Raw genomic sequence first — 16,847 nt, 5'->3', positions numbered from 1 at the left:
ATCAAAAGCCGAGGCTAGTATACCCATTAAACAACAGGTGTACTACATGCGTCCACCCGAAAAAGGGGTCAGGCCCCTTTTTTTCCTTGCCTCACTTTCACGATCCCAACAAAGGTGTCCCGAAAAAAGGGGCCTGACCCCTTTTTCGGTTTCGGCGTTACCGGGACGTTTGTATCGACGTGGGGTGAAATACGGGCGGAAAGGCGTTATACTTCGGCGGTGCCGTTTGCAGACATCAGCCGCCAGCTGTTGAAACGGCTCATGGCCTCATCCAACCCTTCCCGGCACGCACACGCCGCTGCCAGGGCCGCCGTGCTCAGGATCTCTTCGAGCCCTGACTGGTCCTCGGGCGCAAACTCGCCCAGTACATGGGCAGAAGCATCCTCCGCCTTCCCAATGCCTATGCGCACGCGCGGGAAATCAGAACTGCCCAGGGCGGCAATGATGGACGCCAGACCGCGGTGGCCGCCGGAGCCGCCCTTGGGCCGCAGCCGGATCCGGCCGAATTCCAGGTCGAGGTCGTCGCAGATCACCAACAAGTCCGCCAATTCCAATCGGTAGTGGCGGCACAGGGCAGAAACCGCCAAGCCGCTCAAGTTCATGTAAGTCTGGGGCTTCGCCAGCACCACCCGGACCCCGTTCAGGCGACCTTCGCCAACGAGAGAAAAACAGCGCCTGCGGTTCACCGTTGTGCCCGCGGCGCCGGCGAGCCGGTCCACCACCATGAAACCGGCGTTATGGCGGGTAAACCGGTATTTGGCCCCGGGGTTCCCCAAACCCACGATCAGCTTCATTGCCCGGTCTCGGGAGTGGGTGCCGGGGCAGCTTCCCCGGTCTCTTCCGGGGCTTTCTCCTCCTCACGGTGTGGCGCGATCAGGGTGACCACGGTCACGTCCCCGTCGGTTTCAAACTTCACGCCCTCGGGTGCCTTCAGGTCGGACACGTGGATTGCGTCCCCGATCCCGAGTCCCGAGACGTCGACCTCGATGTGATCCGGGATATTCCGGGGCAGACAGCTCACTTCAACCTGCCGGATCAATTGCTCCAGGCGGCCGCCGGCCGTCACCCCCGGAGCGCTTCCGGTCAGCTTCAAGTTGACGGAGGTGGTCAACTCGTCTTTCAGAGAAATCTGGTGGAAATCGACGTGAAAAAACTCGTTTTTGTACGGATGCATATGCACGTCTTTGATGATGGCGTCGTACTTTTTGGCGCGCCCCTTTTCCGGCTCCACCCTCAACTGGATGAGCGCGTTGCGCCCGGTCTTGGTCAATATGTCCTGAACGGCCCGGGTTTCCACCTCAAGCAAAAGGCTGCCGACCTCTTTGCCGTAAATCACCGCCGGGATGAGGCCGTTTTGTTTTAGCCGGTTCCGGTAACCCTTACCCCGGCCTGCCCTGGGCCGGGCTTTCAAATCAACAACTGCCATGTTCGATTGTCCTCTCTTCCTAAACAGTTATGTCCCGCACTCCATCATCTAAACCGGGGTGTCAAACAGCTTGCTGACCGACAGGTTTTCGTGAACCCTGATGATGGCTTCACCCAGAAGGGGGGCGATGGATAAGACCTTGATCTTGGGCAGCATTTTCTCGGGCGGGATCGGAATGGTGTTGGTAACGATTACTTCCTCGATCACCGAATCCCGCAGCCGGTCGATCGCGGAGCCGGAAAGGATCGGGTGTGTGCAGCAGACGTAGACCGCCTTCGCCCCATACTCCAGGAGTGCATGTCCACCCTCCATAATGGTCCCGGCCGTGTCGATGATATCGTCCAGGATTACGGCGGTCTTGTTCTGCACCGGACCGATCACGTGGATGATTTCGGCCACGTTCGGCTCCGGGCGCCGTTTGTCGATCACCGCCAGGGGTGCGCCGATGCGCTCGGCCAGGTCCCGCGCGCGGACCACCCCGCCCACGTCCGGGGAAACCACCACCACGTCCTCCAGGTACCGGCGGATCAGGTACTCGGCCAGGATCGGGCCGGCCGGCAGATGGTCCACCGGAATGTCAAAAAAGCCCTGTATCTGGCCGGCGTGCAGGTCCATGGTGATTACCCGGTTCACCCCGCTTGCCGTCAACAGGTTGGCCACCAGTTTGGCGGTGATCGGTTCCCGCGCCCGGGTCTTCCGGTCCTGCCGCGCGTAACCATAATAAGGCATCACCGCGGTGATCCGGCGGGCTGAAGCCCTTTTCAGAGCGTCGATCATCACCAGGAGTTCCATCAGGTTTTCGTTCACCGGGTGACCGGTGGGTTGGATCACAAACACGTCCGCGCCCCGGACGTTCTCCTGAATGCACACCCGGATCTCGCCGTCCGAGAACCGGGACACCTGGGAAACCCCCAGCGGCACTCCGAGGTAGTGGCAGATCTCGGCCGCCAGGGCCGGATTGGCATTGCCGGTGAAGATCTTCAGCTTCTTATGGCGCGAGAACATTGCGATCCCTCCGTTGGGTTTCATCACTTGTCGTTGTTTTGCCGGTTGTCCTTTTTCTCATGCCTGATCCGGGTCTCCCAGTTCGGGATATTCTTCTGGTCACTCCTGGCCACCCCGAGCGCGCCGGGGGGCACGTCCCGGCGGATGGTGGAACCGGCCCCGACATAAGCCCCGCGTCCGACCGTTACCGGTGCCACCAGGTTGGTGTTGCTGCCGATAAAAGCGCCGTCTTCGATCACCGTTGTCCACTTCTTCTTGCCGTCGTAGTTGCAGGTGATCGTTCCCGCGCCAACGTTGACCTTTTCTCCAATTACGGCGTCGCCGACATAAGAAAGGTGGGGGATTTTGCTTTCGTTCCCCACCACCGATTTCTTGATCTCCACGAAGTCACCGATTTTAACCCCGGCCCCGATCTCACAGCCCGGGCGGATGTACGCGAACGGACCGACCGTCGTACGCTCGCCGATGGTGGAATCCAGTACCACGGCGTACTGCACAGACACCCGGTCACCCAGGCGGGCCCGCACGAGGCGTGCGTTCGGGCCGATTTCGCACTCCTCGCCGATCACGCTGTCCCCCTCGATAAAGCTTGAAGGATGAATCACCGTGTCCCTGCCGATCCGGGCTGCGCGGTCGATATAAGTTGAGGCCGGATCCACCACGGTCACGCCTTCGCCCATCCAGTAGTCGAGCACGGCGGACCGCATCAGCCTTTCAACCTCCGCCAGTTGGCGCCGGTCGTTGATGCCGTAAATCTCGGCCGGGTCCTCGACTGGACAGGTCGAAACCGTAAGCCCGTTTTTAAGATAAACGATCAGAGCGTCGGGCAGGTAGTACTCCCCCTGCTGGTTGTCGGGGGAAATTCTGCGCAAGCATTCGAACAGCCCGCCGGCCGCAAAGCAAAAAACCCCGGTGCTTACTTCCCGGACGGCCAATTCCTCCGGGGTCCCGTCCGACTGCTCCACGATCCGAACAAACCGCCCCGCGGCGTCACGAATGACCCGCCCGTAACCGGTGGGGTCGTCCAGAAAGGCGGTGAGCACGGTGGCCGCCGCATCCGCTTCTCGGTGTCGGACCGCCAGCTTGGAAAGAGTTTCGCCGCGCAAAAGCGGGGTGTCCCCGCAGACCACCAGAACTTGACCCCGGTGATCGGCGAGCTTTTCCTCGGCCTGTAAAACGGCGTGGGCGGTACCCAATTGCGGCTCTTGAACGACCACTTCGCCGCCCAGCTCATTGACCACGGCGGCGACTTCCTCGTGACCGTAACCGGCGACTACGATGATCCGGTTGGCACCGGCTTCCCGCACCGCCTCCATGACATACCCGACCATAGGCCTACCGGCCACCCGGTGGAGAACCTTGGGGCGGCGCGACTTCATTCTCGTGCCTCTGCCGGCCGCCAGCACGACCGCCGCTAGATCCATCTAAACCCCCTGCGTGACTATTCTGGGAACCGGTGGCCCACGTCTTGCGTTCACTCCGGAATCCACCAAACCGGCCCCCGAACCCTGGTTTGGTCCGTTCCATAAAAAAGGCCGGTCCGGGTTCATGAAAAAAGGAGTACGCTTGGTATTTATTCAACGAAAACGAGGTGATTCCTTTCCCAAAAAAATGGACCCAACCACAGTTCCGGGGGGGCGTTTTAGAATTCCGCGGCATCCCGGTGCTCATAGGCTTCCAGCACTGCATTCTGGATCCGGGCGCGCGCGGAGGCGTTAATTGGGTGGGCGATGTCACGGAACTCTCCGTTGGGGGTCCTGCGGCTGGGCATTGCGACAAACAACCCGTTCTGGCCCTCGACGATTTTGATGTCGTGCACCACGAAAGCGTCGTCCAGGGTGACCGACACAATCGCCTTCATTTTACCCCCGTCCAAAACTTTACGTATCCGGACGTCAGTGACCTCCACACTGTTCACCACCTTCCAAATATGGCTGAAAACCCCGTCCGGGTTCCCGAACCCGGCGCCTGGAAACATCCTGAGGCCTTTTTTCGGCGCCAAGCGCCGATATCCTGCCTGGTTAGCAATTTTTTCCCCTTCAACGCCACGCCGGCGATGGCGGCCGCATCAATATTGCCCCCGCTAAGGACCACGGCCAGTTTCCGGCCGTGAAGGTTCACCCGCCCGGCAAGCAAGGCGGCCAATCCGACTGCGCCCGCCCCTTCCACCACCACCTTGGCGCGGCTCAAAATCAGCAGGATAGCCTGTGCGATCTCCGGTTCATCCACCAGGACGATATCGTCCACGAACTCCTGGATGTACCGGAAGTTCAGCTTCCCCGGTCTTTTTACCGCGATTCCGTCGGCCAGGGTGGGTAAGACCGGTATCTCCCGCAATACCCCCGCCCGGCGCGACAGGAACAGAGCGGGCGCGGCCCGGGCCGCCACGCCGATGACCCGGGTGCCGGGCTTCAGAGTCTTGATGACCAGGCCGATCCCGCTGATCAGGCCCCCGCCGCCCATGGGCACCAGCACAGCATCAATATCGGGCAGGCGTTCCAGAATCTCAAACCCGATGGTGCCCTGACCGGCAATAACGTCAGGGTCTTCAAAGGCGGGAACCAGGAGCGCTCCGGAGTCTTCGGCGATCCGGGCGGCGGTCCGGCAAGCGTCCCAGTAGTCCCGCCCGGCCAAAACCACCCGGGCCCCGTAGCCGGCCGTCGCGCAAATCTTGTTGCGCGGTGCGTTGCAAGGCATCACCACGGTAGCCGGGACTCCCCGCCGGGCCGCCGCCAGCGCCACACCCTGGGCGTGGTTCCCGGCCGAGGCGGCCACCACCCCGCGGGACGCATCGGGCAGGCGGAAAAGCTTGTTGTACGCCCCCCGGATCTTAAAAGAACCGGTGCGCTGCAGGTTCTCCATCTTGAAAAAGACCTGGCTGCCCAGCAGTTCGCTGATGGTCCGCGAATATTCCAAGGGCGTGGGCTTGATCACCCCTGCCAGCCGGTACCTGGCTTCGTGCACATCGGCCAGCGTCAAGCGTTCATTCATGACCTGCCTCCCCCGGTGATATTGTTCATTCTCCCCTTGTGACTATAAAATGATTTATTGCAAAAATAACAAAAAATAATATAATTAATAACAATTAGTCAATCGGAGAGGATGTCATGAATCTAAGCTACCTCGAAACCTTTGTAATGGTCGCCAAGCACAAGAGCTTCTCACGGGCCGCCAAGACCTTGAGCCTGACCCAACCCGCGGTGAGCAAGCACATTTCCCTGCTGGAGGCTCATTACGGCACCAAGCTTGTGAACCGCACCAGCCGGCGCGTCGAACTGACCGACGCCGGCATTGTGCTGTACCATTTCGCCGGGCGGATCATCGCAACCATGGAACGGGCCAAAGAGGAAATCGTGTCCTTTTCCGAAGAGGTCAAGGGCCGCTTGAGCATCGGGGCGAGCACTATTCCCGGGCATTACATCCTGCCCCGGATACTTAGTGATTTCAAGAAAGAGTACCCCTTGGTGAATGTTTCCCTGGAAGTGAGCAATACCGGCAAGGTGATCAACCGGCTCCAGGAGGAGGCCATCCAGGTCGGGGTTATCGGCGCCCCGGTGGACAGCCCTGAGATCAACTGCACCGAGTTTTCCAGCGACGAAGTGGTCCTCATTATGCCCCGGGACCACCCTCTGGTTTTCCGAAAGGAACTGGTCACCGACGATCTGGTCGGTGAAAAGGTGGTCGTGCGGGAAAACGACTCCGGCACGCGCCGCATTGTGGAGGAGAAACTGGCCGCGGCCGACATTCCGCTTGACAGCCTGCAGATCGCCGGGGAGTTCGGCAGCACGGAGGCGGTGCTGGCCGCCGTGGAGGCCGGACTGGGCATTTCCTTCGTCTCCCGCTGGGCCGCGGAAAAAGTCGCGCTTGAAGGCCGAATTGTTATGCGCACCCTGCAAGACCTGCGTTTCTCGCGCAGCCTATACATCATCTACCTCCGGGACCGCAGTCTCTCCAGACCCACCCACGCTTTTCTCTCGTTCATCAAATTAGGTTCATAGTATCGCCGGGAACCCCAGATTCCATCACACCCTCGAAACGCATCATCTATAACTTTATTTTATTGTTACTATAAGAGGATTTCATCTTTCCTTGCCGAAAGCCGAGACTGAAAGGGAGGTGAAGGCTGGGAAATTCAACTATGGAGGGAAAGGAGCTGGTGCTCCCCACGGAATGCAAATCCGTTGGCCGTGCTTCATCAAGCCGGGGTGGCGTTCGATTCCCACTTCCCTCCTCCACACAATACAAGCTGAAGAGAGGTGGGGTCTGTTGTTTACCATCAAGGGAAAGGGCCTGGTCACCCTGACCGGCCTGACGATCGGCGGGCTGGCCATCCTGTTGATGTGGGCCGGCAATCCCAAGAACATGGGTCTTTGCATTGCTTGCTTCTTGCGGGACATCGCCGGCGCGCTCGGCTTACATAGCGCGGCGCCCGTCCAGTACGTGCGCCCGGAAATCATCGGGATCGTCCTGGGCGCCTTCGCGGCCGCCCTGGCCACCGGCTCCTATCGCGCCATGGGCGGCTCCAGTGCCCTGACCAGGTTCGCCCTCGGTTTCATCGGTATGATCGGCTTTTTGGTTTTTCTTGGCTGCCCTTTGCGAATGCTTCTCAGGATGTCGGCCGGAGACCTTAATGCCTGGCTGGCCCTGCCCGGGTTTGCCGCAGGTATCGCCGTCGGTGTCTGGTTCATCAACCGCGGCTTCACGCTGGGGAAAGCCACCCGGCAGAACAACGCCCACGGCTACGTATTCCCGGCAATGATGGTCACCCTGCTGGCCTTGCTGGTGGTCAACTTCCCGCTCCTTCGCGCCAGTGCGGAGGGTCCGGGGTCCATGCACGCCCCGCTGCTGCTCTCGCTGGGGGCCGGCCTCCTGGCCGGGGTGTTGGCCCAGCGCGCCCGCTTCTGCCTGGTCGGCCCGATCCGCGACCTGATTATGTTCCGCGACCCCTACCTGATGTTCGGCATGGCCGGCCTGTTTCTGGCCGCGCTGGCCGGCAACCTCATCATCGGGAACTTCAATCTTGGTTTTGCCGGCCAGCCGATCGCCCACAGCGACGGCCTGTGGAACTTCCTGGGCATGGCCCTGGCGGGCCTGTGCTTCACCCTGGTTGCCGGGTGCCCGCTGCGCCAGCTTGTTTCCGCCTCGGAGGGGAACACCGACTCGGCGGTCACCATTCTGGGCGTGCTGGTCGGGGCGGCCTTCGCCCACAACTTCGGGCTGGCGGCCAGCCCGGCGGGCGCTTCTGTGAACGGGCAGTATGCGGTGGTCGCCGGACTGATCTTAACCCTGGGCATCGGCTTCGCCTTATCCGGCGCCAGGGCTCTGGCGAAAGGGAGGGTGACGGAAAGTGCCTGATGTGGACGTATGCGGCCTGGTGTGCCCCGAACCCGTACTGCTGGTCATGCGGCAGATCGACGCCCAGGGGAAAGGCGTGATCACCGTGCTGGCCGATTCGGAGGCGGCCCGGGAAAACATCAAGCGTCTGGCTACGGGCAAGGGCTGGACGGTAACGGTGGAGGAGCGGGATGAGCGCTGGCTGCTGACCTTGACGAAATAGTTGTTTAGTCTTCGGTCGTCAGTCGTCGGTCAAAAATGCCCGGCACTTAACTCCTCGAGTGCCGGGTGTATTTTGTTTTGCCGTCCCCTTGACGCAATAAGACCAACAGGGCACAATAATAATAAAATGTAACCACAGTGGTTACAAGGAGTGGCACCGTGGAAGAAATCAATGTGGGTGTCAGGGAAGCTAAGGCCAAGTTGAGTGAGTTACTCCGTTATGCCCGGGCGGGCAAAACAGTAATCATTACCGAGAGGGGTATACCGACCGCCAGAATTGTACCGATCGAGAAAGAAGCCCTTTCTCTCCGCGAGAGGCTTTTGGAAATGGAACGACAGGGCCTTCTGTCATCCTTGGCCCGCAAGCCCCGACTGCCAAAACCCGTTATGGTGCCCGGGGCATCGGCCCAACGGATTCTACGTGAGGATCGAGACAAATGGTAGACAATCCCGTACTGTTGTATTGGGACACATCGGCCCTGATTTCGGCCCTGATGGCAGACGAACATACCGAAAAGGCGTTGGGTTGGCTGAGAACAGATAGCGACCATCTAATCTCATCCCTGGCCTTCGCCGAAGTGCAGGCCGTTTTACACCGCGTGCAACGGGAGTCGAATACGCCAAATCTGGTCAAGAATGCCCAGGTTGAACTCCACTCCGGCCCGTGGAAACGCTTGAACCTGTTGCCTGAATGGAGCTTACTACAATTGCTGGCCAAAAAGTGGCCCCTGCGCGGGGCGGACTTGTGGCATCTGGCCATGGCGAAAACGACAGCGTACAGATTTCCAGAATTACGTCTCTTAAGTTTCGACCACAGACTATCGGAAGCAGCTCGCGGGGAAGGGTTGGCTGTTTAGACCTTCCGGCGCACTGCGGTCTGCGACAGAGAACCGTCCCCTGTCGCGGCTGGGTTGAGGCCTCAGCCGCTGCAGTTGAAGGGACCCAGAGCGCAGACCAGGGCGTAGTCTTCCGGTTTATCCACGTCCACGGCGATCTCCGGGTACTCGGAAACCACCGCCCGCCCGGTGATCCCCACCAGCGCAGTGATCCGGCGCTCCGCGTCGGCCAAGCTCAAGCGGCGCAGTAGGAAACGCAGGACGAAGACCGGCCCGATGACGGCGGCCAGTTTGAGGGGGTTTTTCCGGTGTAGGGCGAATTCCTGGGCTTTCGCCCGGCAATGGTCAAAGACCGCCGGGCGGAACAAAATCAGGTTCCCCCCTGTAAAGCGGCCGTCGGACAGCCGCACGTAGGTACGCCGCCCCCCGGGGAAACGCCGCTCCACCACCTCGTCCCGAACCACCGGGTAGTATATGTCCTTTTGCCGGTCACCACAGCGGTCGATAAAATCCTGGACCGCTTCCGGGGTTAACAGGGGGATGTCGGCCGTGGCCACCAGCACGCTTTCAGCTGAATCGAAGTGTCTCAATCCGGTCGCCACGTTGTCCATCAGGCTGCCCGCCGGTTCGAAGACTTCCACCCCGGCGGCACCGGGCAGCCGCCGGATCGCTTCCGGACCCACAGCCACGATCCGTCCCACACAGCCCGACCCACGGAGAGCCTCGATCACGTATTCCACCATGCACCTGGAACCGAGCGGAATGAGCGCTTCGTGCTCGACCGGGCTGACCTCTTTGAGCGGCCCGGTATTCGGACTGCCCGCCAGTAAGAGACAGTCAATCACGGTTTTCCTCCCGGAGCGCGCACAATAGGCTGTTCTCGGCGTTCTCGATGTGTTCCCAGGCCAGCCGCTGCGCCAGCTCCGCATTCCGTTCCGAAATGGCCTCCACCAGTTGCCGGTGCTCCTCCAGCGCCTCCCGGGTCCGTCCGGGGCGCGACAGGGTGGTCAACCTAAACCGCTGGATCTGTTCCTGCAGGTTGGTCAGAATCTGGGTCAGACGCTTGTTGCGGCTGGCGCGGTAGATGATCTCGTGAAACTCCGCGTCTTCTTGCACCAGGGCGTGGATGTCGGCACCGTGGGCAATCTCCGAAATCTGAACCACCGAACGTTCGAGCTTTTCCATTTCCTCTTCGGTGATCCGCTCGGCGGCCAGTCCCGCCGCCAACGACTCCAGGGCCGCCCGGACCTCGAACACGTCGGTGATATCCTTGTCGGTGATCCCGGCCACGTACGCCCCCTTGCGCGGGACCATCACCACGAAACCTTCCAGTTCGAGCTTCCGGATGGCTTCCCGCACCGGAGTGCGGCTGACCCCCAGTTCGTCGGCCAACTGCAGCTCCATCAACCGTTCGCCTGGTCTCAAGAGCCCCTGAATGATGGCTTCCCGCAGCGACTCAAAAACCATCTCCCTAAGCGGCTTGTAAGAGTCGAGCTTCACCGGAAGCAAGCGTCTTTGCTCCTCCATCTTATAACCCCCATACAGAATATGCGCCTCCGTGACCCCGAAGACACCGGGCCGCCCAGCGCCGACTATCGGCGCCTTCTCTCTCGTAACGATCCTGCCGTGATACCGGCAACGTCAAATTGTATGGCCGCTCAACTCGAGGGCCCGCGCGTTTTTGTCGCCCGTGCCGGAAGTCCCCGGGAGCGAAGCCTGGCGGCCACAACCTCCGCCTGCTCCACGTCCGCGGTCAGTCCGAACACCGTCGGGCCGCTGCCGGACACCAACGCCCCCAGCACCCCCTCTTCTTTGCCGAGCTCTTTTTTCAACGCGCGGACTTCAGGGTATAGGTCGAAGACGGCCGCCTCCAATCCATTGAACAGCCCCTGGGCCACAGCGTACCGGTCTTTTTCGGCCAGAGCCCGGAGTACCGGAGTCAGATCCGGGGGTGCGCCGCCGGGAAGGCGGTCAAAGTGAGCGTAGGCTTCCGCCGCCCGTACACCGAAAGCCGGCGTGACCAGCACCACCCCCATCTCCGGGGCCGGCGGCAGAGGGGCAAGAATCTCCCCCCGCCCCCGGGCCAGGGCGGTCGGCCCAACCAGAAAAAACGGCACATCGGAACCGAGTTCGGCCGCGAGGCCGAGTAACGTCTCAAGATCCAGATTCAGGTTCCAGAGTTCGTTCAATCCCACGAGGGTGGCGGCGGCATCCGCTGAACCGCCGCCCAGACCGGCGGCCACCGGGATGGACTTGTACAACCGGATGTCGGCCCCGAACGGACAACGGAAACGTTCCCGCAACAGCGCGGCCGCCTCCCAGACCAGGTTCCCGGGGCCATGAGGCACCTCCGCGCTGTCGGTGTACAGGGTAAATTGCTCGGCTTGCCGCAACTCCAGCCGGTCATGCAGTTCCAGTTGCTGCAGGACGGTCTCCACTTCGTGGTAGCCGTCGGGACGAAGGCCGCCCACGGCCAGTACCAGGTTAATCTTGGCATAGGCCGAGAGACGCATCGGATAGTCCCCCCATTGAAGCCTTAAACGCCCTGCGGCTTGACTAATGAATTGTACGGCCCGCATAAATATTCCTGCTCGCCCGTAGGTATTTCAAAAGGAATCGGGGGCTTTGTCTATGGCCTATTGGATAAGTGCTCTGGCGGGGGCTTGCACTCTGCTGGGTGCTCTCCTGGTCCTGACCCTGGGTGAGCCGCGCCGTCCCACTCTGGCCGCGGTGCTGGGTCTGGCCGCCGGAATTATGGTGGGAGTAACGGTATTGGACCTGATACCCGCCGCCCTGAAATTCGGCCGGTCGGAAACCGTGTTCCTGGGCGTTTTGTTCGGGATCCTGGTGCTCGCGCTGTTGGATAACACGCTGGCCGCCGTGGTCGGCCCGTCACGGTCCGGGTTTTTCAAGACGGGCTTGCTGGTCGGCCTGGGCATTGGGTTGCACGACCTGCCCGAGGGAATGGCCCTTTCCGCCGGTTTTACCGGCGCCACCAACCTCGGCCTCTTTTTGGCCCTGGCCATCGGCCTCCACAACATTCCGGAGGGGATGGCCACCGCTGTCCCCTTACGGGCCGCAGGAGCCTCCCCGCGATTCATCATCCTGGCGGTCACCGCCTTGAGCCTGGTCACACCCCTGGGCACCCTGATCGGGTTCGGGCTGGTCCAGGTCAGCGCTCTTGCCCTGGGTCTCCTGTCGGCCTCGGCCGCCGGCGCCATGCTTTACATTTCGCTGTTCGAGCTCACACCCCGCGCCTTCTCCCTGGATTGGAAACCGGCCCTCACCGGAACGGCCAGCGGTGCCGCGCTGGTCTGGTGCGCCGGATTACTCTTTTAACAGCAGAAAGGCCCCCCCCGCCAGCAGGAAAACCCCGATAGAGCGGTACCAGGTGAAAGAAAGCTGCTTCAGACCAAAGAGCCCCGTGTGGTCGATCGCGGCCGCGGTCAGGATCTGACCGACGATGATGGCGGTGGTCGCCGGGGCCACCCCGACTTCGGGAATGCTTCGGGCGACCGCGTAGATGATGGCCACGCCCAGTAAGCCCCCCAGGTACAAATACCAGGGCACATTCCCGGCCTTGAGCAGTGATCCACCTCCCAACTGAAGCACAAACAACAATACACTCACAAAGACCAGACCCACCAGGTGGACGATAAACGTTGCTTCCAACAGGCCCACGATTTTCCCGAGTGCCGCGTTGATGGCGCCCTGGAAAGCCATGGTCACCCCGGCCGTAGCGGCGATAATCATGGGCACAAGCTTGAAATGCAAAGGCAACGCCCCCCAGCGCCTATTGTTTGCCCTTCACGACCTTGATATACCGAAGGGATTCACCACCGGCACCCCCCGCACATACCCTGGCAATAGGCACATTGTCTGAAGGCCAGGTCGAATATGTAAACGCCACCGTGATGGTGCGGCTTTCCGGCGACCGTTCGGCCTTGTTCGAGGACCAGTTTCTAACTACGGTGATGAGCAAGCCCGGGGACAGCGGCTCCCTGGTCCTCAATGAAAAAAACCGGACCCTAGGACTGCTGTTCGCGGGCTCAAACCGGGTCAGTGTGTGCAACCGGATCCAGAACGTGCTCCGGTTGCTGGACGTCAGACTGTGATGAACCCCTGTTGGGTCTCCCTTTCACTCAACGGGCATAAGGAGGCGATAGAAATGGCTTCTTTTGTCGACCTGGCGGTTTCCGCCCAGGGGTACGGTGACGAACCGGCTTTCGACCACCGGGCCCGAATGACCCGGACCGTGGTGGTCAAACCCCACAACGGGAAAGAGTTGTTGGAGATCTTCGCCGCCTTCACCCGGACCCACCGGACCATCCGCCACGTCCGGATTTTCAGCCACTCCTACCCTCGGGGCGTGATCATGACCGACATGTCCGGCTTTTACCATTCCCGCGGTCCGAATGACACGCCCCAGGCGGCCTACGTCGCCGATCTGGAAAAAGCGGTCGCGGAGGGACGGATCGTGTTCGCCCCGAACTGCACCATCAGCCTGTTCGGGTGCAATCTCACCAGCGAGGGTTTCACCCTCAAGCTGTCCCAGGCCGTCAACGGCACCGTGATCGCGGCCACCGCCGGAGTGTACCCGGAAGTCGCCGGAGGCCGGGAGACCGGGGTGTTCATCGCCGTGACCCGGTGGCAGAAGTTTGTGAAGGGTCAGTTGGCGGTACCGAACCTGGGCAAACGGTATCGGGCCTGGTAGAAGTTCATAAAAAAAGCTGCTTTTTGAAAAGCAGCTTTTCAATATCATCACTAGGGCAGGTTGATGACCTGACCGATCTGCAGGCGGTTCGGATCCACTCCCGGGTTCACCGCCTGGATGGCCTGCACCGTCGTGCCGAAACGCTGGGCCAGTTTGAAGAAGGTGTCTCTGGGCTGAATCACGTAGGTCCTGCCGGGAGTGGGAGTAGGTGTGGGTTTCTTCTCCGGCACTTTGGGCTCGACCGGGGGTATAGTAGGACAAACGATCTCTTCCCCGGGCCGCAGGCATTCAAACAGCTTCTTCTGCACGATATCGGTCACCCGCGCGGTAACCTTCAGCACCAGCTTCACCACGATCCGGCGCTTATCCTCCAGACCCACCGAAACGAACTCGGCTTCGGCCATTACATTTACCGCCGCGCCGGGTTGGGCCCCTGGCACCTCGATGAAGGCGGTGAACGGGATCTCAGCCTGGAAGGCGTGCACCTGCTGGTCCGGCGCATCCCGCACGTAGGTGATTTTTACGGTCACCACGCCCCGGACGATTACCTTGTTAGGGATGACGTCGGTCTCGGTCACCGTGACGTCGGTCACGAAGGCCTCCAGCACCTTTTCGGCATCCGGCTTCGGCTGGGGAATAGTGACGATCTCGCGTAGGGTGATCTGAACCTGGTCCTGCTCGTTCAGAATCTGGTCCAGGAACAGGGTGATCTGCCGGATGGCCTGTGCTTCCAGGAGACACGCCAGCAGGTCGTCGTCAATGCGCACCACGACCTGTTTCCTGATCTGCTCCATTACGAACGCCTGCAGCGCCAGCACCGCGGTGATTGAAATCTCACACTCGTGCTTGACCCGGGCGCCGACGTCTTCGATCTGCACCTGAACGTTTACCATATCCCCGGGGCGGGCTCCGCGCACTTCGACAAACTGAGTGAACGGGATCTCCACGTGGGCGTGGTGCACCGGCTGGGTGGGCCAATCGGCTACGTAGATGATCTGCGCGGTCAGGACGCCTTCCACGATCACCTTGTCCTGAATGATTTCCTTCTTGGTGATCGTGATGTCGGCAATGGTGTCGATTACTTCTTTGGGGCAGGGTTTCTTGCCCTGGAACAGTTGCTGGATGTCGACCTGGTCGCTCACCACCACCTGTCTGCGCCCGATGGCTTTGACGATATCCAGTCGCACCTCATCGCGGACGAACTTCCGCTCGGCGCCGGGCAGATCGATCAGCAACTGCTTCGGTTCCGCCTCGGTTACTTTCACGAAGATGCGGAGAATCACGGTGACGATGATCTGCTGCGGATCCTTAGGATCCACCTCGGCCTTGACTTTCTCGATAGTAATCTGCTTTACCACGTCCATGCCCGGCCGGGTGCCGGGAATATGGAGAGATTCTGCGAATTCGAGCTGGCCGCGTACGTGGTGCACCGGCTGGGTCGGAAAGTCCGCGACGTAGGTCACGTTGAAGACAATCTTCCCCTGGACGATGACCTTGTCAGGGATGATTTCCATCTCTTGTTCCTCGACCCGAGCCCGGACGGCTAGAATTTGTTCAGCCTTCGGCTTCTGCTTGGGAATGGTGATCTTGCCGCGGACCACGGTCTGTACCGTCTGTTCTCCAATGACCTGCCGTACGGTCTCTTCCTGGCAGACGATCCGGACCTTTAGTTCTTGTTGACTCAACAAAACTTCCTCCTTTCGGCATATTTGTTATCAATATATGCCTCCCAGGAGGAAGTGTGAGCGGCCGGTCAGTCAACCGGAAAACAACCATGCCGAATATCAATGCTAGGGTTTGGGCGGCAGCAGACACTCGATCACGGCGCCGGGCCGCAGGCATTCAAACACCTGTCTCTGGACAATGTCGGTCACCCGGACGGTAACCCTGAGCACCAGCTTGATCACGACGCGGCGGGCGTCTTCGATGGCTGCCTGCACGAACTCGGCGTCGACCATCACGTTCACCGCCGCACCGGGCACGGCGCCGGGTACATCGACAAAGGTGGTAAACGGAATGTCAACCGTGAAAGCGTGGACCGGCTGGTCGGGCCGGTCGGCCACGTACACCACTTTGACGGTGACAACGCCTCGGACGATCACCTTGTTGGGAATTACGTCAGTTTCGGTCACTTCGATGTTGGTGACCATAGCTTCCAGGATCTTCTGGGCGTCCGGCTTCTGCTGCGGAATGTTTACAACCTCGCGGATGGTGACCTGAACCATGTCTTCCTCGTTCAAGATCTGGTCCAGGAACAGGATCACCGGCCGAATTGCGTCCTCGAACAGGAGACATTTAAGCAGATCCTTGTCGATCTGCACTACCAGCTTCTTCTTGATCTGCTCAACGATCCTGGCTTTAACGTTGAGGACGGCGGCGATCATGATCTCACAGTCGTTCTTGACTCGGGTGGTGACATCCTCGATCTGCACCTGGACACTGACCATATCCCCGGGGCGGGCGCCCGTTAGCTCGACAAACGCCGTGAAGGGAATCTCGAAGTGGGCGTGGTGCACCGGCTGCGTGGGCCAGTCGGCCACGTAGATGACCTGGACGATCAGGACACCCTCCACGATCACCTTTTCGAGGATAACCTCTTTCCTGGTGACCACAACGTCGGCGATGACATCAAGCACTTCCTCGGGGCAGGGTTTCTTGCCCTCGAACTGCCGCAAAACGTCAAACTGATCGCTGATCACCACCTGCCTCGCCCCGACCGCCTTGACGACATCCAGTTTGACCGGTTCCGTCTTGAATCGGTTTTCGGCGCCGAGCAGGTCGATCAGCAGCTGTTTCGGCTCGACTTCGACCACTTTAACAAAAATGCGCAGGATCATCGTCACGACAATCCGGCGGGAATCACGGGGATCAACCTCGCCCCGAACCTTCTCGATGGTGATCTGCTTCACTACGTCCATGCCCGGCCGGGTGCCGGGAATGTGGAGAGATTCCGCGAATTCGAGCTGGCCGCGTACGTGGTGCACTGGCTGGGTCTTGATATCGGCTACGAAGGTAATGTTGAGGACGAGCTTGCCCTGTACGATAACCTTGTCGGGAATAACGTCGATTTCCTGTTCTTCAACCTGGGCCCGTACCGCCAGGATCTGCTCGGCCGGCGGTTTCGGCTGCGGGATGATGACCACGCCGCGCACCACCGTCTGGACGGTCTTTTCACCGATGACCTGCTGCACCGTTTCTTCCTGGCATAAGACCTTGACTTTCAGTTTATGGGTCACAAAAACTTCCTCCTTTCGCCATTTGCTACCAAAAATATATGGCCTGAAAGGAGGAAGTGTGAGTGCTGATCAGT

20 protein-coding genes and 1 tRNA gene are annotated in these 16,847 nt (G+C 60.4%); 9 read left to right on the top strand and 12 right to left on the bottom strand.

The features are described 5' to 3' along the window. Positions 1–206: 206 nt before the first annotated feature. The 6 genes from pth to ilvA form a co-directional block, all read right to left on the bottom strand. A complete protein-coding gene (pth, locus tag DAUD_RS00395; RefSeq protein ID WP_012301233.1) occupies positions 207–794 on the bottom strand; it encodes an aminoacyl-tRNA hydrolase in 588 nt (195 codons plus the stop codon). After that, complete coding sequence (locus DAUD_RS00390; RefSeq protein ID WP_012301232.1) at positions 791–1,426, bottom strand: 50S ribosomal protein L25; 636 nt, start codon at positions 1,424–1,426, stop codon at positions 791–793. Before DAUD_RS00390 ends, pth begins: the two co-directional genes overlap by 4 nt. Before the next feature lie 48 nt (positions 1,427–1,474). Then, positions 1,475–2,431, bottom strand: a complete 957-nt coding sequence (locus tag DAUD_RS00385) for a ribose-phosphate diphosphokinase (RefSeq protein ID WP_012301231.1) — start codon at positions 2,429–2,431, stop codon at positions 1,475–1,477. Positions 2,432–2,454: 23 nt separating this feature from the next. After that, positions 2,455–3,855, bottom strand: coding sequence for a bifunctional UDP-N-acetylglucosamine diphosphorylase/glucosamine-1-phosphate N-acetyltransferase GlmU (gene glmU / locus DAUD_RS00380; RefSeq protein ID WP_012301230.1), 1,401 nt, complete (start codon positions 3,853–3,855; stop codon positions 2,455–2,457). Between the two features lie 218 nt (positions 3,856–4,073). After that, positions 4,074–4,340, bottom strand: coding sequence for a septation regulator SpoVG (spoVG, locus tag DAUD_RS00375; RefSeq protein WP_012301229.1), 267 nt, complete (start codon positions 4,338–4,340; stop codon positions 4,074–4,076). A 5-nt stretch (positions 4,341–4,345) separates the two neighbouring features. Next, positions 4,346–5,422, bottom strand: coding sequence for a threonine ammonia-lyase (gene ilvA / locus DAUD_RS00370; RefSeq protein WP_012301228.1), 1,077 nt, complete (start codon positions 5,420–5,422; stop codon positions 4,346–4,348). 116 nt (positions 5,423–5,538) lie between these two features. On the opposite strand from ilvA, the gene DAUD_RS00365 reads away from it, so the two are divergent. The 6 genes from DAUD_RS00365 (at position 5,539) to DAUD_RS00345 (ending at position 8,844) form a co-directional block, all read left to right on the top strand. Continuing rightward, a complete protein-coding gene (locus DAUD_RS00365) occupies positions 5,539–6,429 on the top strand; it encodes a selenium metabolism-associated LysR family transcriptional regulator (protein WP_012301227.1) in 891 nt (296 codons plus the stop codon). Positions 6,430–6,571: 142 nt separating this feature from the next. Further along, positions 6,572–6,666 (top strand) — tRNA-OTHER (locus DAUD_RS12205). Between the two features lie 31 nt (positions 6,667–6,697). Beyond that, entirely contained in the window at positions 6,698–7,786 is a 1,089-nt protein-coding gene (gene yedE, locus DAUD_RS00360) for a YedE family putative selenium transporter (protein ID WP_012301226.1), read from the top strand. Further along, positions 7,779–7,988, top strand: coding sequence for a sulfurtransferase TusA family protein (locus DAUD_RS00355; protein WP_012301225.1), 210 nt, complete (start codon positions 7,779–7,781; stop codon positions 7,986–7,988). Before yedE ends, DAUD_RS00355 begins: the two co-directional genes overlap by 8 nt. 137 nt (positions 7,989–8,125) lie before the next feature. Further along, the gene (locus DAUD_RS13025; protein WP_083756537.1) at positions 8,126–8,431 is read left to right on the top strand and encodes a type II toxin-antitoxin system Phd/YefM family antitoxin; all 306 of its coding nucleotides are present in this window, start codon (positions 8,126–8,128) and stop codon (positions 8,429–8,431) included. Further along, positions 8,425–8,844, top strand: a complete 420-nt coding sequence (locus DAUD_RS00345; protein ID WP_012301223.1) for a type II toxin-antitoxin system VapC family toxin — start codon at positions 8,425–8,427, stop codon at positions 8,842–8,844. Before DAUD_RS13025 ends, DAUD_RS00345 begins: the two co-directional genes overlap by 7 nt. Before the next feature lie 62 nt (positions 8,845–8,906). On the opposite strand, the gene DAUD_RS00340 is transcribed toward DAUD_RS00345, so the two are convergent. From DAUD_RS00340 to ispE, 3 genes are all read right to left on the bottom strand, one after another. Next, entirely contained in the window at positions 8,907–9,668 is a 762-nt protein-coding gene (locus tag DAUD_RS00340) for a nucleotidyltransferase family protein (protein ID WP_012301222.1), read from the bottom strand. Beyond that, a complete protein-coding gene (locus DAUD_RS00335) occupies positions 9,661–10,350 on the bottom strand; it encodes a GntR family transcriptional regulator (protein ID WP_012301221.1) in 690 nt (229 codons plus the stop codon). The genes DAUD_RS00340 and DAUD_RS00335 overlap by 8 nt, the downstream gene beginning before the upstream one ends. A gap of 131 nt (positions 10,351–10,481) precedes the next feature. After that, entirely contained in the window at positions 10,482–11,336 is an 855-nt protein-coding gene (gene ispE, locus DAUD_RS00330) for a 4-(cytidine 5'-diphospho)-2-C-methyl-D-erythritol kinase (RefSeq protein ID WP_041570695.1), read from the bottom strand. Positions 11,337–11,454: 118 nt separating this feature from the next. On the opposite strand from ispE, the gene DAUD_RS00325 reads away from it, so the two are divergent. Further along, a complete protein-coding gene (locus DAUD_RS00325) occupies positions 11,455–12,162 on the top strand; it encodes a ZIP family metal transporter (RefSeq protein ID WP_012301219.1) in 708 nt (235 codons plus the stop codon). Here the strand turns inward: DAUD_RS00325 and DAUD_RS00320 are convergent. After that, positions 12,151–12,597, bottom strand: a complete 447-nt coding sequence (locus DAUD_RS00320; RefSeq protein ID WP_012301218.1) for a DMT family transporter — start codon at positions 12,595–12,597, stop codon at positions 12,151–12,153. The genes DAUD_RS00325 and DAUD_RS00320 overlap by 12 nt on opposite strands. A gap of 101 nt (positions 12,598–12,698) precedes the next feature. Between DAUD_RS00320 and DAUD_RS00315 the strand changes: the two genes are divergently transcribed. Both DAUD_RS00315 and DAUD_RS00310 read left to right on the top strand, forming a co-directional pair. Next, positions 12,699–12,938, top strand: a complete 240-nt coding sequence (locus DAUD_RS00315; protein ID WP_041570694.1) for a chymotrypsin family serine protease — start codon at positions 12,699–12,701, stop codon at positions 12,936–12,938. A gap of 53 nt (positions 12,939–12,991) precedes the next feature. Next, complete coding sequence (locus DAUD_RS00310) at positions 12,992–13,537, top strand: hypothetical protein (protein WP_041570693.1); 546 nt, start codon at positions 12,992–12,994, stop codon at positions 13,535–13,537. A gap of 50 nt (positions 13,538–13,587) precedes the next feature. On the opposite strand, the gene DAUD_RS00305 is transcribed toward DAUD_RS00310, so the two are convergent. Then, the gene (locus tag DAUD_RS00305) at positions 13,588–15,222 is read right to left on the bottom strand and encodes a DUF3794 and LysM peptidoglycan-binding domain-containing protein (protein ID WP_041570692.1); all 1,635 of its coding nucleotides are present in this window, start codon (positions 15,220–15,222) and stop codon (positions 13,588–13,590) included. Positions 15,223–15,327: 105 nt separating this feature from the next. Next, complete coding sequence (locus DAUD_RS00300) at positions 15,328–16,773, bottom strand: DUF3794 domain-containing protein (protein ID WP_012301215.1); 1,446 nt, start codon at positions 16,771–16,773, stop codon at positions 15,328–15,330. Positions 16,774–16,847 lie beyond the last annotated feature (74 nt).

Source organism: Candidatus Desulforudis audaxviator MP104C (genome assembly GCF_000018425.1).
In the GTDB taxonomy this organism is placed as follows: Bacteria; Bacillota; Desulfotomaculia; order Desulfotomaculales; family Desulforudaceae; genus Desulforudis; species Desulforudis audaxviator.
The sequence above is the reverse complement of the archived record's forward strand: the minus strand, read 5'-3'. Positions and strand labels throughout refer to the sequence as shown.

Bases quoted from the DNA above. Each gene is read 5' to 3' on its own strand.
- glmU (WP_012301230.1), bottom strand. From the start codon at position 3,855: ATGGATCTAGCGGCGGTCGTGCTGGCGGCCGGCAGAGGCACGAGAATG.
- ispE (WP_041570695.1), bottom strand. From the start codon at position 11,336: ATGCGTCTCTCGGCCTATGCCAAGATTAACCTGGTACTGGCCGTGGGC.
- DAUD_RS00335 (WP_012301221.1), bottom strand. From the start codon at position 10,350: ATGGAGGAGCAAAGACGCTTGCTTCCGGTGAAGCTCGACTCTTACAAG.
- ilvA (WP_012301228.1), bottom strand. From the start codon at position 5,422: ATGAATGAACGCTTGACGCTGGCCGATGTGCACGAAGCCAGGTACCGG.
- DAUD_RS00345 (WP_012301223.1), top strand. From the start codon at position 8,425: ATGGTAGACAATCCCGTACTGTTGTATTGGGACACATCGGCCCTGATT.
- DAUD_RS00310 (WP_041570693.1), top strand. From the start codon at position 12,992: ATGGCTTCTTTTGTCGACCTGGCGGTTTCCGCCCAGGGGTACGGTGAC.
- DAUD_RS00365 (WP_012301227.1), top strand. From the start codon at position 5,539: ATGAATCTAAGCTACCTCGAAACCTTTGTAATGGTCGCCAAGCACAAG.
- pth (WP_012301233.1), bottom strand. From the start codon at position 794: ATGAAGCTGATCGTGGGTTTGGGGAACCCCGGGGCCAAATACCGGTTT.
- DAUD_RS00385 (WP_012301231.1), bottom strand. From the start codon at position 2,431: ATGTTCTCGCGCCATAAGAAGCTGAAGATCTTCACCGGCAATGCCAAT.
- DAUD_RS00325 (WP_012301219.1), top strand. From the start codon at position 11,455: ATGGCCTATTGGATAAGTGCTCTGGCGGGGGCTTGCACTCTGCTGGGT.
- DAUD_RS00390 (WP_012301232.1), bottom strand. From the start codon at position 1,426: ATGGCAGTTGTTGATTTGAAAGCCCGGCCCAGGGCAGGCCGGGGTAAG.